The following is a 16,150-nucleotide window of genomic DNA, read 5'->3' as shown; positions in this document are numbered from 1 at the left end:
AAACGCCAGCAAAAATAAATAAGGCGGCCACAGCTCGCTGCGACCGCCCGTTAACGCCGGCGCCAACGCTTACTCTTCGCTGTCGCCACCCGACGCCCGCACCGGCGCATCCACTTCCACGCGATCGATGCGCTGCAGGCCGCGCGGCAACTGGGTGCCCTTACGGCCGCGCTCCGCACGGAACTTCTGCAGATCTTCCGGACGCAGCGTCAGCTTGCGTTTGCCGACGTGCAGCGTGACGGAGGCCTGCGGCGGCAGCACGAACAGCCAGGCCAGCTTGTCTTCACCGGCGGCGGCCTGCGCCGCCGGAATGGAGACGATCTTGTTGCCCTTGCCCTTCGACAGCTGCGGCAGATCGGCGACCGGGAACATCAGCATGCGCCCGGCGGCGGTAATCGACAGCAGCATATCGTCTGCGCCGTGGATCTCCATCGGCGGCAGCGCTCTGGCGTTGTCCGGCAGCGTGATCATCACCTTGCCGGCGCGGTTGCGCGCCACCAGATCGTTGAAGGTGCAAACGAAACCGTAACCGGCGTCGGAAGCCATCAGCAGTTTCTGATCGTCGGCCGCCATCAGCACCTGCTCGATGGTGGCGCCCGGCGGCGGCGTCAGCTTGCCGGTCAGCGGCTCGCCCTGCCCGCGCGCCGAAGGCAGCGTCATCGGATCGAGCGCATAGCTGCGCCCGGTAGAGTCGATGAACACCACCGGCTGGTTGCTCTTGCCGCGCGCCGCGCCGCGGAAGCTGTCGCCGGCCTTGTAGCTCAACCCTGTCGGATCGATGTCGTGGCCCTTGGCGCTGCGCACCCAGCCCATTTCCGACAGCACGATGGTCACCGGCTCGGACGGCACGAAGTCGTGCTCGCTCATCGCCTTGGCTTCCGCACGCTCGGTCAGCGGCGAACGGCGATCGTCGCCGTAGGTTTGCGCGTCGGCCTGGATCTCTTTCTTAATCAGCGTATTCAGCTTGCGCTCGGACGCCAGCAGCGCCTGCAGTTGATCGCGTTCTTTCGCCAGCTCGTCCTGCTCACCGCGGATCTTGACCTCTTCCAGCTTGGCCAGATGACGCAGTTTCAGCTCGAGGATCGCTTCCGCCTGGGTATCGGAGATGCCGAAACGCTGCATCAGCACCGGCTTCGGCTCATCCTCGCTGCGGATGATGTGGATCACCTCGTCGATATTGAGGAACGCCACCAGCAAACCTTCGAGGATATGCAAACGCTTGAGCACCTTCTCGAGGCGGTAGTTCAGGCGGCGGCGCACCGTATCGCGACGATAGGCCAGCCACTCGGTGAGGATCTCCACCAGCCCTTTCACCTGCGGGCGGTTGTCCAGACCGATCATGTTCATGTTGATGCGGTAGCTGCGTTCCAGATCGGTGGTGGCGAACAGGTGATTCATCACCTGCTCCAGATCGATGCGGTTGGAACGCGGCACGATCACCAGACGCGTCGGGTTTTCGTGGTCGGATTCATCGCGCAGATCCTCGACCATCGGCAGCTTCTTGGCGCGCATCTGGCTGGCGATCTGCTCCAGCACCTTGGCGCCGGAGACCTGATGCGGCAAGGCGGTAATCACCGCGCTGCCGTCCTCTTTCTTCCACACGGCGCGCATGCGCACCGAGCCGCGGCCGCTCTGGTAAATTTTGCGAATTTCATCGCGCGGGGTAATGATCTCGGCTTCGGTCGGGAAGTCCGGCCCCTGCACGAACTCGAGCAGGTCATCGAGCGAGGCGCCCGGCTTGTCGAGCAGCGCCACCGCCGCAGCGGCGACCTCGCGCACGTTGTGCGGCGGAATGTCGGTCGCCATGCCGACCGCGATGCCGGTGGTGCCGTTCAGCAGGATGTTCGGCAGACGCGCCGGCAGCATCTTCGGCTCTTGCAGCGTGCCGTCAAAGTTCGGGATCCAGTCGACCGTGCCCTGGCCCAGTTCGGCCAGCAAGACCTCGGCGTATTTGGACAGGCGCGATTCGGTATAACGCATCGCCGCGAACGACTTGGGATCGTCCGGCGCACCCCAGTTCCCCTGGCCGTCCACCAGCGGATAGCGATACGAGAACGGCTGCGCCATCAGCACCATGGCTTCATAACACGCGCTGTCGCCGTGCGGGTGATACTTACCCAGCACGTCGCCCACGGTGCGGGCGGATTTCTTGAATTTGGCGCTGTTGGTCAGCCCCAGCTCAGACATGGCGTAGATGATGCGGCGTTGTACCGGCTTCAAACCGTCGCCAATGTACGGCAACGCCCGATCCATGATGACGTACATGGAATAGTTCAGATAGGCGTTTTCAGTGAATGTGTGCAGCGGTAAACGCTCTACACCGTCATGAGTCAGATCACTCATTACTCAATTATCCTCAGACCGTGGCTTGGCAATCCCTTGGACGACAAAAGGCATCGCTTGTCGATTCTGCCCGCGATAGTAACCCATCTGCGGGGTAGCTGTCACAGTTGGCGCAAGGATCGCCGGCGACGGCCGATTGCGCGATGCGGTTTATGCAAAATTTCGCTACCTGGCGGCCTCTTTATTGACTGGCAGTCAACACTGTTGTGCGCTGGATCGCATTTTTACTTGCCTGACTCACGATTACACTCGTCACCAGCGAGATGGTTTCCGCCTTTTCCGCGGGAAGCATGCCATATCTTAACACTGACGGGAGCCGCGAAAGATGAGCAATATCCTGATTATCAACGCTAAAAAACAATTCGGCCATTCCAACGGCGAACTCAACCAAACCCTGAGCGACGTGGCGGAAAGCTTCCTGCGCGATCTGCAGCACGATGTGCAGGTCACCGTGGTCGACGACGGCTATGACATCGAAGCCGAAGTACAGAAATACCTGTGGGCCGACGCGGTCATCTATCAGATGCCGGGCTGGTGGATGGGCGAACCTTGGATCCTGAAAAAATACATCGATGAAGTGTTCACCGCCGGTCACGGCAGCCTGTATGCCAACGACGGTCGCTCTCGTTCTGACGAAAGCAAAAAATATGGCTCCGGCGGCCTGATCCAGGGCAAAAAATACCTGCTGAGCCTGACCTGGAACGCCCCGATGGAGGCCTTCACCGATCCCGATCAGTTCTTCCACGGCGTCGGCGTCGACGGCGTTTACCTGCACTTCCACAAGGCCAACCAGTTCCTGGGAATGGAAGCGCTGCCGACCTTTATCTGCAATAACGTGATAAAACAACCGGATATCGAAGCGGACATCGCACGTTATCGCGAGCATTTGGCGAAAATTTTTGCTTAACTGACGCGGAACATTCTCATCAACGAGGCAGACATGATCACCGTAATCGCAGAAATCAAAGTGAAACCCGGCCACCGCGCCACCGTACTGCAAGCCATTGAAAAACTGGTGCCGCTGGTGCTGGCGGAAGACGGCTGCGGCGAATATACGCCGATGGTCGACAGCAATACCCAGGCCCCCTGGCAGAAACGGTCGCCGGATTCGGTGTTCATGCTGGAGAAATGGGAAAGCATGGAGCATCTGGAAAAACACCTGGCCATTGAGCACATGCTCAAACACCGCGAGACCATCAAGGACAGCGTGCTGGACACCGAGATCTACATCCTGGAAAACGCCCTGTAAGCTCCGCCTTATAACGTCTGCGCGTCGATGTGCGCGCTGACGTAGTCAAGAAAACAGGTGATGCGCGCCGCCAATTGCGTATTGCGGTAATACACCGCGTTGATCGGCTGGCGCACGTCCAGCGTCTCCTGCTCCAGCAACGTCACCAACTTGCCGGCTTCCCGATCGCGACGGGTCATAAAGTCTGCCAGCTGTACGATCCCCTCGCCCTGCAGCGCCAATTGCCGCAGCGTTTCACCGCTGGACGCAGAGATCGTCGGCGTGATGGCGAAATGCGGCGCCTGGCGATAGCGCAACGGCCACTGGTTCAGCGACTCCGGCTGGGTAAAACCGAGCAGACAATGCCGATGCAACTCCTCCACGCTCTGTGGCGTGCCGTGCTGCTGCAGATAAGCCGGGCTGGCGAGGATGCGCAGCCGGCTGGCTCCCAGCGCGCGCGCATGAATGGTCGAATCACGCAACGCCCCGATGCGAATGGCGATATCCGTGCGTTTTTCCAGCAGATCGATAATCAGGTTGTCGGTGTTCAGCTCGAGCGAAATTTGCGGATAACGTTCTCTGAATCCCGCCACCAGCGGCACGATGACGTGCTCCATAAAAGGTGCGGCCGCATTGATCCGCAGCCGCCCGGCGGGCATTTGCCGGCGCACCGCCATTTGCTCTTCGGCATTTTCCACCGAGCTGATGATCGTACGCGCATGGTTCAGGAAGCTCAGCCCCTCTTCGGTCAGCTCCAAACGACGCGTCGTGCGGCGCATCAGGGTGGTATCGAGCTTATTCTCCAGGCGGCTGAGCGCGCGGCTGATGCCGGATGTTGTCTGGCCGAGCCGATCGGCGGCGGCGGTGATAGAACCGCTGTCGACCACCGAGGTGAAAGCCAGCAATTCTTCGAGCGTGATCTTCATGCATTCCGGCCCAGGTTATCGGGCGCCGCATGAACGCCCTGCGGGAAAGCCGGCCCGGCGTTTCGCCGGGCCAGGGTCAGGCTCAGACCGCCAATTCGGCCATGTCGCCCTTGTCTTGCAGCCAGTTGCGGCGATCTTCCGAACGCTTCTTGGCCAACAGCATGTCCATCACCGCCAGCGTCTGATCGACGTCATCCTCCGCCACCGTCAGTTGCACCAGACGGCGGGTGTTCGGATCGAGGGTGGTTTCGCGCAGCTGCAGCGGGTTCATCTCGCCCAGCCCTTTAAAGCGCTGCACGTTCGGCTTGCCCTTCTTGCGCTTCAGCTGTTCCAGCACGCCGGCTTTCTCTTCTTCATCCAGCGCGTAGAACACTTCTTTACCGAGATCGATGCGATACAGCGGCGGCATAGCGACATAGACGTGGCCACCTTTCACCAGCGAACGGAAGTGGCGCACGAACAGCGCGCACAGCAGCGTGGCGATATGCAGGCCATCGGAGTCCGCATCCGCAAGGATGCAGATTTTGCCGTAGCGCAATTGGCTGAGATCTTCGCTGTCCGGATCGATGCCGATCGCCACGGAAATGTCGTGCACTTCCTGCGAGGCCAGCACTTCGTCCGAGGACACTTCCCAGGTATTCAGGATCTTGCCCTTCAGCGGCATGATCGCCTGATATTCACGATCGCGTGCCTGCTTGGCCGATCCGCCCGCCGAATCCCCTTCCACCAGGAACAATTCGGTCATGGCCAGATCCTGCGAGGTGCAGTCCGCCAGCTTGCCCGGCAGCGCCGGACCGCTGGTCAGCTTCTTGCGCACCACTTTCTTGGCGGCGCGCAGGCGGCGCTGGGCGCTGGAGATCGCCAGCTCGGCCAGCTGTTCCGCCGCCTGAACGTTCTGGTTCAGCCACAGGCTGAAGGCGTCTTTCACCACGCCGGAAACGAAGGCCGCGCACTGACGCGAGGAGAGACGCTCTTTGGTCTGCCCGGCGAACTGCGGATCCTGCATCTTCACCGACAGCACGTAGGCGCAGCGATCCCAGATATCCTCCGCCGACAGTTTCACGCCGCGCGGCAGAATATTGCGGAATTCGCAGAACTCACGCATCGCGTCCAGCAGCCCCTGACGCAGGCCGTTGACGTGGGTGCCGCCCTGCATGGTCGGGATCAGGTTGACGTAGCTTTCGGTCAGCAGCTCGCCGCCTTCCGGCAGCCACAGCAGCGCCCAGTCCACCGCTTCGGTGTCACCGGCGAAGTTGCCGACGAACGGCGCTTCCGGCAGGGTGATCAGGCCGTTAACCGCTTCCATCAGGTAGTCGGTCAGGCCGTCCTGGTAACACCAGCGCTGCTCGGTGTTGTTCACCTTATCGATGAAATAGATCTCGACGCCGGGGCACAGCACTGCTTTGGCTTTCAGCAGGTGAGTCAGGCGCGATACCGAGAAACGCGGGCTGTCGAAGAACTGTTCGTCGGGCCAGAAGTGCACGCTGGTGCCGGTGTTGCGTTTGCCGCAGGTGCCGGTCACCGTCAGATCTTGCACTTTGTCGCCGTTTTCGAAGGCGATGCTGTAAACGTTGCCGTCGCGGCGCACGTTGACTTCCACCCGCTTCGACAGGGCGTTGACCACCGAGATGCCCACGCCGTGCAGGCCGCCGGAGAACTGGTAGTTTTTATTCGAGAATTTACCGCCGGCGTGCAGCCGACACAGGATCAACTCAACCGCCGGCACGCCCTCTTCCGGGTGGATGTCCACCGGCATGCCGCGGCCGTCGTCGATCACTTCCAGCGACTGATCGGCGTGCAGGATCACGTCGATGCGCTTGGCGTGGCCGGCCAACGCTTCGTCGACGCTGTTATCGATCACCTCTTGGCCGAGGTGGTTTGGGCGCGTCGTGTCGGTATACATGCCGGGACGACGGCGCACTGGTTCTAGACCGCTGAGTACTTCAATGGCATCAGCGTTATAGCTGGATTGAGTCATCGTTGATTATTTTTTCGTGGTTAAAGGGAGGTGCCGGAACGGCCCGTCAGACCGCGTTTAGCCCTAAAAAATCCACAATCTGGGGGAAGTAGTGCTCGAAACCGACGAAGGCGTGGTTTCCACCCGACTCCACCGTTTGCCGACACGCGGTGTAATACGCCACTGCCTGGCCGTAATCGAGAATTTCATCGCCCGTTTGCTGCAGCAGCCAGATTAAATCCGGCGACTCCAAAGGATCGATCTGCATCACTTTCAGATCGTAAACGTGCCGAGACTCTAACACATATTGCTGGCCGGTGTAGGGGTTCTCGTTGGCGCCGAGGTAGTCGACCAGCAGCTCAAACGGCTTGACCGCCGGGTTGACCACCACCGCCGGCAGGGAAAAACACTGCGACAGCCAGGTGGCGTAATAGCCGCCCAGCGATGAGCCGACCAGCCCGAGCGTTTGCCCGGCGCGTTCCAGCACCAGATTTTCCAGCATCTCGGCGGCCTCCGCCGGAAAGGCCGGCAGCTGCGGCACCAACATCTCGATATCGGGATGGTGTTCGGCCAGCCAGGCCTTGAAGGCCACCGCCTTGGCAGACTGCGGCGAGCTGTTGAAACCGTGCAGGTAGAGCAGTGTCGAAGGCATCAGTATCCATCCGAGTCCATATCGGGGCGGAAGTCGTCGTTTTCCAGGCGGAACACCTGCGTCTCGACGCGACCGTCCGGCAGCAGATCGAGGTAGCGCCAGCCGGGGGAAACGTCGTCGATGGTGAAGTTCGTGCAGTGCGGCTTGAATTGCACGCAGGTAGACGGCGTCGCCAACAGGCGCCGCCCCTGCCATTCCAGATCCAGATCCTGGTGAATGTGCCCGCACACCACGGTATTCACTTTCGGATAACGCAGCAGGATCGCGCCCAGCATATGCGGGTTGCGCAGGCTGTGCTGATCGAGCCAGGTACAGCCGGAAGGCAGCGGATGATGGTGCAACAGCAACAGCGTATAGCGCTCGGGGTGAGCCTGCAGGCAGCGCTCCATCCACTCCAGCTGATATTCGCTCAATTCGCCGTGCGGCACGCCGAACACCTGGCTGTCCAGCATCAGCACTTGCCAGTTATCGCCCAGCAGCACCTGTTTGGAAGGCGCGATGCCCGCGGCGGCCAATGCGTCGACCATCGCCGGTTGAAAATCGTGGTTGCCCGGCAGCCACACGCAGGGGGCCGGCAGTTGCGCGATGCCGGCGGCGAAGTGGCGGTACGCCTCTTGCGAATGATCCTGCGCCAAATCTCCCGTGGCGACGATCAAATCGACGTCGCGGCGCTGCGCCTGGATGGCGTCCAGCACCGCGTGATAGCTGCGATAGGTATTGATGCCGAGCAACGTCTCGTGTTCGCCGGCAAAAAGGTGGGTATCTGTTATTTGTAGAATCCTGACCGCGGCCCCACTCGCCACGGGCAGTTTAAACAGGCTTTCCAAATGGTGTCCTTTGTTATTTCAGTCTGTCTAACAAACCGGAACCGCCATCGCTCCATGCGCCAAACAGTAGCGCAGCCAATCAGCAAGAAACTGGTTAATTTGATGCTTTTCGTCGCGTTGATGCAACTTTTTATTAGGATAATCATAACGCGCTTTAAAGCGGTAGATCTGCTGACTGGAACACACTTCCGCAACCATGGCGTCATGGTATAACCGCACCGTCATCGCGGGCAGGCTCCAGTAGCTGACCGCCGGAAAGATCTGCTCGATCTCCACCAGCGACGTGTAACGCGTGGACTCAACGATGGTCAAACGATAGCCGGCGCCGTTCACCTGATAAGTCACCGTTTCGCCCGCTTCATCGTTGCGCGGCAGCAAGCGGCGCAATTGCGCGAAGTTGGTTTCGCACAATCTCATCATTTCGGGGAAATCAGGGGTATAGCGCTGTTTCATTAGTTGGCCCACTCTTTTCTCAACGATTCATGGTGCAACGCCAGCCATTGCAATGCAATCACTGATGCGGCGTTATCGATCGCGCCTTCCTCAACCCAGCGGTAAGCCTGTTCGCGGCTGACCACATGAACGCGGATATCTTCATGTTCTTCCGCCAGGCCGTGGATGCCCTCGGCGGTGCCGGCGTCCACTTCTCCGACCATGATCGACAAACGTTCGCTGGTGCCGCCGGGGCTGGCCAGATAGCTCAGCACCGGTTTGCAACGCCCGACCACCACGCCGGCCTCTTCCTGCGCTTCGCGGCGGCACACGTCCTCGACGCTTTCACCGGTTTCGATCATACCCGCCACCATTTCCAGCAGCCAGGGCGAATTACTGGTATCGACCGCGGCGATGCGCAGTTGTTCAATCAGCACAACCTCGTCGCGCACCGGATCGTAGGGCAGCAGCACCGCCGCATGGCCGCGTTCGAAAATTTCACGCGTGATTTCAGGGCTCATTTCGCCATTGAACAACCGATGGCGAAACCGGTATAAATTGAGTGAAAAAAAACCACGGTACAGCGTCTCGCGTGCAATAATTTCTACATCTTTTTTATCGAAAGTAACGGGCGACGGCTGCGAACGGTTCATGCACGAATTCTCCTGCTTGAGTATGCCGATAAAATAAACGGTTTTGATGACAGAAACAGCGGGACTCTCCGCCGCGACTTTATGTTAGGCTGTTTTTCGCCGCCGGATGCGGCACGTTTGTGCGCTCGCAGGTAATAGCGGGAAACAATCCGGATTGTCAGCCATAATATCAGCTGCAGTCGGCCCGGGCAGTACGCCAAGGTAAATGGGCGGTCTGAAAGGTAAAAGTTACGTGAGATGGCACATTCAGCCACCTGATGCGTACCTCAGACTCTGCTAGAATCGGCAACTATTTCGTCTATCGTCAGCGCTAACATAGCAATATTGCTGCACAACAAGGAATGCAAATGAAGAAACTGCTCCCCCTTCTTATCGGACTGAGCCTGGGCGGCTTCAGTGCAATGAGCCAGGCAGAGAACCTGCTGCAGGTCTACAAACAGGCTAGGGAAAGTAACCCGGATCTGCGCAAAAGTGCAGCTGACCGCGACGCCGCATTCGAAAAGATCAATGAAGCGCGCAGCCCGTTGCTGCCGCAGCTCGGCCTGACCGCCGGTTACAACTACACCAGCGGATATCGAGACAGCCGCGATACCCATAGCGATAGCACAAGCGGCTCGCTGGCGCTGACGCAAACCATCTTCGACATGTCGAAATGGCGCCAGCTGACGCTGCAGGAAAAGACCGCCGGCATCTCCGACGTCACCTTCCAGACCGCTGAGCAACAGCTTATTCTCAACACGGCGACCGCTTACTTCAACGTGCTGAAAGCGATCGATACGCTGTCCTATACCCAGGCGCAGAAAGACGCGGTGTATCGCACGCTGGATCAAACCACCCAGCGCTTCAACGTGGGCCTGGTGGCGATCACCGACGTACAGAACGCCCGCTCGAACTACGACACCGTGCTGGCGGCGGAAGTCTCCGCCCGCAACGATCTGGACAACGCGCTGGAAACGCTGCGTCAGGTCACCGGCACCTTCTACCCCGAACTGGCCTCGCTGAACACCGATCGCTTCAGCACCCAGCGCCCGGAAGCGGTGAACAACCTGCTGAAAGAAGCGGAAGCGCGCAACCTGAGCCTGCTGTCTGCCCGCCTGAGCCAGGATCTGGCGCGCGAACAGATCCGCGCCGCGCAGACCGGCTATATGCCGACAGTGGACTTCAGCGCCTCAACGGCGATCTCCAACAATAATTACGGCGGCTCACGCAACACCACGCGCGACGCAGACCTCGGTGAAAACAAAGTGGGTCTGAGCTTCAACCTGCCGCTGTACAGCGGCGGCGCGACCAATTCGCAGGTGAAACAAGCGCAGTACGGCTTCGTCGGCGCCAGCGAGCAGTTGGAAAGCTCCCACCGCAGCGTGGTGCAGACCGTGCGTTCGTCGTTCAACAACGTTAACGCCTCGATCAGCAGCATCAACGCCTACAAACAGGCGGTGATCTCCGCGCAAAGCTCCCTGGACGCGATGGAAGCCGGTTATCAGGTCGGTACCCGCACCATCGTCGACGTGCTGGACGCCACCACCACGCTGTATAACGCCAAACGTCAGCTGTCCGACGCGCGTTATACCTATCTGATCAACCAACTGAACATCAAGTCGGCGCTCGGCACGCTGAACCAGAACGATCTGCTGCTGTTGAACGGCGCGTTGGGCAAACCGGTATCGACCGCGCCTGACGCCGTCGCACCGCAGAATCGCGCGCAGGACGCCTATGCAGACGGCTATCAGGACAATGCGCCGATGCAACAGACCGCGGCGCCGGTACCGGCGGCCACTCGCGCATCCGCGCCGGCCGTTACCACCAGCCAACCGGCTCGCAACAGCGGCAACCCATTCCGCAACTGATGCGCGCACGCGGATAAACACGGGGTTCGGCCTGCGCCGCGCCCCGTTTTTTTTGCCTCGATTTCACCACTTCTGCCCGCCGCCTCACAGCCGCCGCCGCGTCAGGTGGTATCATCGTCACTCTCGTTTTCGCAGTATGGATGAGGTTCGATGGACAACGATTCACGCTGGCAGCGTCTGATTAACGACGGCGAATTGCCGCCGCCGCTGCGCCCGGCACAGGCGGTTTACGCCTCCTGGCTGCGCTGCCGCAGCCTGATGCAGCCCGATGTCTGGCAAGCGCCGCACCGCGCGCAGGGCGCCACCTTCGAATCGATTTGCCGCCGCAAGAACGATCTGCTGACGCTCGGCCAGGCGGCGCTGGAAGACGCCTGCGAATACATGGAGCCGCGTCGCTGTCTGTTGATGATCCTCGACGAGAGCGGCTGCATGCTGTGGCGCTGCGGCGACGCCCAAACCTGGGAGCATCTGCAGCAATTGGGGTTCGCCCCCGGCGCTTATTGGGCCGAGGGGCAGATCGGCACCAACGCCCCGGCGCTGGCGGCGGCGGAAGGCCACCCGGTACGAGTGAGCGGTGAAGAGCACGTGCGCCGGGCGCTGCACGGTTGGTCATTCTGCGCGACGCCGGTCTACGACAACAGCGGCCGCCAGCGCGGCTCGATCGCACTGGGCTGCCTGCTGGCCGACTGCGCCGCCGGCGATCTGTCGCTGACGCTGGCCATCGCCCGCGAAATAGGCAATTCGCTGAACGCCGACGGCCTGCTGGCGGAATCCAACCGCCATCTGAACCAGCTTTACGGCCTGCTGGACGGCGTGGACGACGGCGTTATGGCCTGGGATCATCGCGGCTACCTGCAATACATCAACCAGCGCGCCGCCGCCCTGCTAAAGCTGGACGAGCAGCAGAGCCAGGGCAAACCGCTGGCGCAGTTGCTGACGCTGCCCGCTCTGCTCAAGCGCGCCATCGCCGACCGGCAGCCGCTGCAACACGTCGAAGTCACCTTCGAAAGCCAGCGGCAGTTTATTGCCGCCTTGCTGACGCTAAAGCCGATTTTCGACGGCGAACGCTGCAGTTTCATCGCCCTGCTGCACCCGCTCGAGCGGCTGCGCCAGTATGTCAGCAGCCAGTTGGGGCGCGTCAGCCACAGCTTCGAGCAAATGCCCTCCGCCTCGTTGGAGATGCGGCGGCTGATCCGTTATGGCCAGCAGGCGGCCAAAGGCCAGCATCCGATCCTGCTGCGCGGGGAGGAAGGCGTCGGCAAAGAGCTACTCAGCCAGGCCATCCACAACGCCGGTGAACGCGCCGCCGGGCCGTATATCGCCCTCAACTGTCAACTGCTGCCGCAGGCGCAGGGGCTGCGTGAGCTGCTGGGCAGCGACGCCAGCGAAGAAGAGGCGGGCCAGCTCAGCAAATTCGAATTGGCCAACGGCGGCACGCTGTACCTCGAACAGATCGAATACCTGCCGGCGGAGATGCAATCGGCGCTGCTGCAGGTGCTGAAAACCGGCGTGGTGATCCGCCTCAATTCCAGCCGGGTGATCCCGGTCGATGTGCGGGTGATCGCCGGCAGCGCCGCCGATCTGCCGCTGCTGGTGCAGCAAAACCGCTTCCGCCGCCAGCTGTTTTACAGCCTGCAGGCATTCGAGATCCAGATCCCGCCGCTGCGCCAGCGGCTGAGCGATATTCCGCTGCTGGTCAAACACCATTTGCGCACGCTGGAGCAGCATTTTCAGTGCCGCTTTCGGGTGGATGACGAAGTGATGGCCCAGCTGGCGCTCTACCTGTGGCCGGGCAACGACTTGGAGCTGAAAGGAGTGGTGGAGCGCGCGGCGATGATTTGCCACGGCCACCACATCCAGCTGGCGGATCTGCCGGCGCACCTGCTCGGCCAGCCGTCGCTGCTGGAAAGCGATCCGCAGCCCGGCGCGCCGCTGTTGACGCTGACGGACATGGAGCGCCAGGCGATCCTGCGCGCGGCGACCGTCAGCCGCGGCCAGCTGACGGAGATGGCGCAGCTGCTGGGCATCGGCCGCACCACGCTGTGGCGGAAGATCAAACAGCACGGGATCGACATCCGCCAGTTCAAGCTGCGCGCTTAGTGGCTGAGCTGCAACACCCCGCGCGCGGCATCCAGCATCGCCTTCTGCCCGCTGCGGGTTTTACTCAGGCAATCCTGCATGCCGACCACCATCGGAATGCCCATCGCCTTCGCCAGAATGGCGCTGTGCGACAGGGCATTGCCGCCACTCAGACAGATGCCGAGCACCAGCCGCCTGTCGAGCATCACCACCTCCGAAGGCATCAGTTCGTCCATCACCAATATTGACGGTTCTGTCAGCGCAATAACCGGCAGCGGCAGCCCCTGCAGATGGCACAGCGTGCGGCGCAGCATGTCGCGCACGTCCAGTTCGCGCGCCCGCATGTAGTCGTCATCCAGCTCGCGGTACTCTTCGGCGATCGCCTCCAGCACCTGTCGCCAGGCCTGCTCGGCGCTGCACAGCTGTTGCGCGATGCGGGTGTAAGCCGCCTGCTGCAGATCCGGATCGTCCAGCAGCATGCTGTGGGCGCCGAAGATCGCCGCCTGCGGCTTGCCGATCAGCGTGCCGGTGCGTTCCGCCAGCCGGTTCAGATCGCTCAGCGTATGCTGTAGCGCCTCCCGCAGGCGTTGCTGTTCGCCCAATACCTCGTCCGCGCCGATGCGCCGATCGGACGTGGGTGGCCAGAAGCTGTAAGCCTGGAACACCGGCCCGCTGGTGACGCTTTCCGCCACCGGAATACCGTGCAGCGAAGGCTGCTGCCGCTCGGAGACCGTCTCGCCAAAATGCTGCTCCGCCAACGCTTTGAACGCCGCCAGCGCCTCGTCCGCCTGCGCGCCGTCGGCGATCAAACGGATGGTGTCGCCGTGACGCACCTGCAGCAGCGCCAGCTGATTGAGGCTGCGCGGATCGACGCACTGCCCCTGCTTTTCCAGCACCAGCTCGGCCTTGAACGGCGCCAGCGTCTCGACCAGCCGCGCCGCCGGGCGCGCATGCAACCCGTGCGGGTTCTGCACCGTCCAGGTTGCGCTTTTGCCCTGCGCCAGCGGCAAGGCCACGGTTTTCGCCGTAGGTGAAACCTCGCCCAGCTGTGCCTGTTTGCCCTGCAGCGCCCCCTGCGCCTCCGCTACCACCTGCTCCAGTGAGGCGCCGGAGTTGGCGGCAACCACCGCCGCCAGCGTGCCTTCAACCAGCGGCGCCGCACACAGCCGCACTTTGGCGGCCAGATCCGGGTCCAGCAGATCGAGCGCGGTTTCGGCACTGAGCAGCGCGCTGCCCAGATCCATCAGCACCAGAACGCCATCGCCGTCGGCGACCGCTTCGATCGCCTCCATCACTTTGACCGCGTCGGTGCCGATCGGGTGCTGCTCGTCATCCACGCCCGCCGCCAGCGCCAGTTTGCAGCCGTCGCCGCGCATCATCTGCCGCGCCAACTGCTCAACGCCGCGCGCCAGCAACGCGCTGTGCGAAACCACCACGATATTAATCATCTCGCCTCCTGCTAACTGCCGGCGACCTCGGCCAGCGTTTTCATCATCAACATCACCGAAGTGGCGCCGGGATCCTGGTGGCCGATGCTGCGCTCGCCCAGGTAACTGGCCCGCCCCTTGCGCGCCTGCATGGTGATGGTGCTCTCCACCGCCCGCTCGGCGCTGTCGGCGGCGCGCTGCAGCGCCTCCGCCACGCTCAGGTTCTGCTGCGCGGACTGGCCGAGGCTTTCCACCACCGGCCACCAGACGTCGCACATGGTCTTGTCGCCCGGCTCCGCTTTGCCGCGCATCACCACGCCTTCCACCCCTTCTTGCATCACCTGATGCAGTTCCGTCAGATCCAGGCTTTGCTTGGCGTTCGCCGCCTGCGCCGCGCGGATGAAGAAGGTGCCGAACAGCGGACCGCTGGCGCCCCCCACGCTCGACAGCAGCGTCATACCGGTGTTTTTCAGGATAAAGCCGATATCCTTGTCCGCCACCGACGGCAGCTTTTCCACCACCTTGTTGAAACCGCGATTCATGTTCAAACCGTGGTCGGCATCACCGATCTCGGTGTCCAACTGGGTCAGAAAATCGCGCTCCCGGCTGAACACCTCGCCGCAACGCATCAGCCAATCGACAACCTGTTGTTTGGTCAACGCCATGATTCCTCCTCAGCAACCCCAACGCAGCGCAGGCGTTTTCACCGGCGCATCCCACAAGGACAACAGCTCGTCGTCCACGTTCAACAACGTGATGGATACCCCCTGCATATCCAGCGAGGTGCAATAAGAACCCACCAGGTTGCGTTCAATGATGATGCCCGCCTCGGCGCAGCGCTCCGCCAGCCGATGGTACACGCCATACAACTCAGACAATGGCGTGGCGCCCAGATTGTTGACCAGCGCGATCACCCGATCGCCGCGCGTCAGCGGCTGCTTGGTCTGCATCTCGTCGCGCCACTCGCCCTGCTGACGATCCCAGACGCGGATCGCGCGCTGATAGTGGCCGTGGTCGATCAACGTATGGAACATGTCGTCCACCGCCGCGTTGAGCGTGGTGAACGGGCGGCGCGCAATGCCTGGCTCGCCGTGAATGCCGACGCCGAACTCCATTTCGTTCTCCGCCAGGGTGAACGACGGCTTGCCGGCGGCCGGCACGGTACAGGCGCCCAGCGCAATGCCGATTGAATGCCCGTGGTTGTTGATGCGATGCCCCAGCGTCACCACGCTGTCCAGATCGTCGCCGCGCGCCGCGGCGGCGCCCAACAGTTTCTCCATCAGCACGGTGTTGGCCACCCCGCGCCGCCCGGCGGTAAACAGGCTGTCTTTGACCGCCACGTCGTCATCCACCAGCACCGTCGCCACCGCGACGCCGCTGTCGTGCAGCAGCTCGGTGGCGGTTTCGAAGTTGAGCACGTCGCCGGTGTAGTTCTTGATCAGCAGCAGCACCCCGGCGCCGCCGTCGATCGCCTGACCGCACTCGTACATTTTATCCGGCGTCGGCGAGGTGAAAATCTCGCCCGGACAGGCGCCGTCGAGCATCCCTTCACCGACGAAGCCGCAGTGCATCGGCTCATGGCCGCTGCCGCCGCCGGACAGGATCGCCACTTTGCCCGCCACCGGCGCGTCGGCGCGGGTCACGAACACCGGATCCGCGTGCACCAGCAGCTCGGGATGAGCCTCCGCCAGCCCCTGCAACTGCTCTTCCAACACCGACTCGACCTGATTAATCAGTTTTTTCACGATGGTTTCCTCTGTAAGAACAGGGGCGCGGCGC

At 61.8% G+C, this 16,150-nt stretch carries 14 protein-coding genes; 4 read left to right on the top strand and 10 right to left on the bottom strand.

Features of this window, described 5'->3' with window-relative positions; all coding sequences use genetic code 11:
• Positions 1-69: 69 nt before the first annotated feature.
• Positions 70-2,343 carry a DNA topoisomerase IV subunit A gene (gene parC / locus ACMGF7_RS11105; protein ID WP_004937261.1) on the bottom strand — a complete coding sequence of 758 codons (2,274 nt, stop codon included), beginning with the start codon at positions 2,341-2,343 and terminating at the stop codon, positions 70-72.
• A 325-nt stretch (positions 2,344-2,668) separates the two neighbouring features.
• On the opposite strand from parC, the gene ACMGF7_RS11100 reads away from it, so the two are divergent.
• Positions 2,669-3,250, top strand: coding sequence for an NAD(P)H-dependent oxidoreductase (locus ACMGF7_RS11100; protein WP_049189070.1), 582 nt, complete (start codon positions 2,669-2,671; stop codon positions 3,248-3,250).
• A 33-nt stretch (positions 3,251-3,283) separates the two neighbouring features.
• Positions 3,284-3,592, top strand: a complete 309-nt coding sequence (locus tag ACMGF7_RS11095) for a putative quinol monooxygenase (protein WP_420286435.1) — start codon at positions 3,284-3,286, stop codon at positions 3,590-3,592.
• An 8-nt stretch (positions 3,593-3,600) separates the two neighbouring features.
• Here the strand turns inward: ACMGF7_RS11095 and ACMGF7_RS11090 are convergent, their stop codons facing one another.
• From ACMGF7_RS11090 to nudF, 6 genes are all read right to left on the bottom strand, one after another.
• Positions 3,601-4,497, bottom strand: coding sequence for a LysR substrate-binding domain-containing protein (locus ACMGF7_RS11090; protein WP_015379080.1), 897 nt, complete (start codon positions 4,495-4,497; stop codon positions 3,601-3,603).
• A gap of 82 nt (positions 4,498-4,579) precedes the next feature.
• A complete protein-coding gene (parE, locus tag ACMGF7_RS11085; protein WP_004937254.1) occupies positions 4,580-6,475 on the bottom strand; it encodes a DNA topoisomerase IV subunit B in 1,896 nt (631 codons plus the stop codon).
• Between the two features lie 46 nt (positions 6,476-6,521).
• The gene (gene yqiA, locus ACMGF7_RS11080) at positions 6,522-7,106 is read right to left on the bottom strand and encodes an esterase YqiA (RefSeq protein ID WP_015379081.1); all 585 of its coding nucleotides are present in this window, start codon (positions 7,104-7,106) and stop codon (positions 6,522-6,524) included.
• Positions 7,106-7,933 (bottom strand): 3',5'-cyclic-AMP phosphodiesterase, encoded by an 828-nt coding sequence (cpdA, locus tag ACMGF7_RS11075; protein WP_004937250.1) that lies wholly within the window; start codon positions 7,931-7,933, stop codon positions 7,106-7,108. Before cpdA ends, yqiA begins: the two co-directional genes overlap by 1 nt.
• Positions 7,934-7,960: 27 nt before the next feature.
• The gene (locus ACMGF7_RS11070) at positions 7,961-8,386 is read right to left on the bottom strand and encodes a DUF1249 family protein (protein WP_004937244.1); all 426 of its coding nucleotides are present in this window, start codon (positions 8,384-8,386) and stop codon (positions 7,961-7,963) included.
• On the bottom strand, positions 8,386-9,018 hold the full coding sequence (nudF, locus tag ACMGF7_RS11065) for an ADP-ribose diphosphatase (RefSeq protein WP_004937242.1): 633 nt from the start codon (positions 9,016-9,018) through the stop codon (positions 8,386-8,388). The genes ACMGF7_RS11070 and nudF overlap by 1 nt, the downstream gene beginning before the upstream one ends.
• Before the next feature lie 347 nt (positions 9,019-9,365).
• On the opposite strand from nudF, the gene hasF reads away from it, so the two are divergent.
• Both hasF and dhaR read left to right on the top strand, forming a co-directional pair.
• Positions 9,366-10,865, top strand: a complete 1,500-nt coding sequence (gene hasF, locus ACMGF7_RS11060) for a multidrug efflux transporter outer membrane subunit HasF (protein ID WP_049241513.1) — start codon at positions 9,366-9,368, stop codon at positions 10,863-10,865.
• 150 nt (positions 10,866-11,015) lie between these two features.
• Positions 11,016-12,965 (top strand): dihydroxyacetone kinase operon transcriptional regulator DhaR, encoded by a 1,950-nt coding sequence (gene dhaR, locus ACMGF7_RS11055; protein WP_049241511.1) that lies wholly within the window; start codon positions 11,016-11,018, stop codon positions 12,963-12,965.
• Here dhaR and dhaM read toward each other — a convergent pair.
• The 3 genes from dhaM to dhaK are packed head-to-tail and all read right to left on the bottom strand — an operon-like array spanning position 12,962 to position 16,116.
• Positions 12,962-14,392 (bottom strand): dihydroxyacetone kinase phosphoryl donor subunit DhaM, encoded by a 1,431-nt coding sequence (gene dhaM, locus ACMGF7_RS11050; RefSeq protein WP_164095344.1) that lies wholly within the window; start codon positions 14,390-14,392, stop codon positions 12,962-12,964. The two genes, dhaR and dhaM, sit on opposite strands and share 4 nt — an antisense overlap.
• Positions 14,393-14,403: 11 nt before the next feature.
• On the bottom strand, positions 14,404-15,036 hold the full coding sequence (gene dhaL, locus ACMGF7_RS11045; protein WP_015379085.1) for a dihydroxyacetone kinase subunit DhaL: 633 nt from the start codon (positions 15,034-15,036) through the stop codon (positions 14,404-14,406).
• 9 nt (positions 15,037-15,045) lie between these two features.
• Positions 15,046-16,116 carry a dihydroxyacetone kinase subunit DhaK gene (gene dhaK / locus ACMGF7_RS11040; RefSeq protein WP_015379086.1) on the bottom strand — a complete coding sequence of 357 codons (1,071 nt, stop codon included), beginning with the start codon at positions 16,114-16,116 and terminating at the stop codon, positions 15,046-15,048.
• Between the last annotated feature and the right edge of the window lie 34 nt (positions 16,117-16,150).

The sequence above is a fragment of the Serratia sp. BNK-17 genome, assembly GCF_048684935.1.
GTDB classification, from domain to species: domain Bacteria; phylum Pseudomonadota; class Gammaproteobacteria; order Enterobacterales; family Enterobacteriaceae; genus Serratia; species Serratia nematodiphila.
Note: the sequence above shows the minus strand (reverse complement) of the source record. Positions and strands in the feature narration are given on the sequence as shown.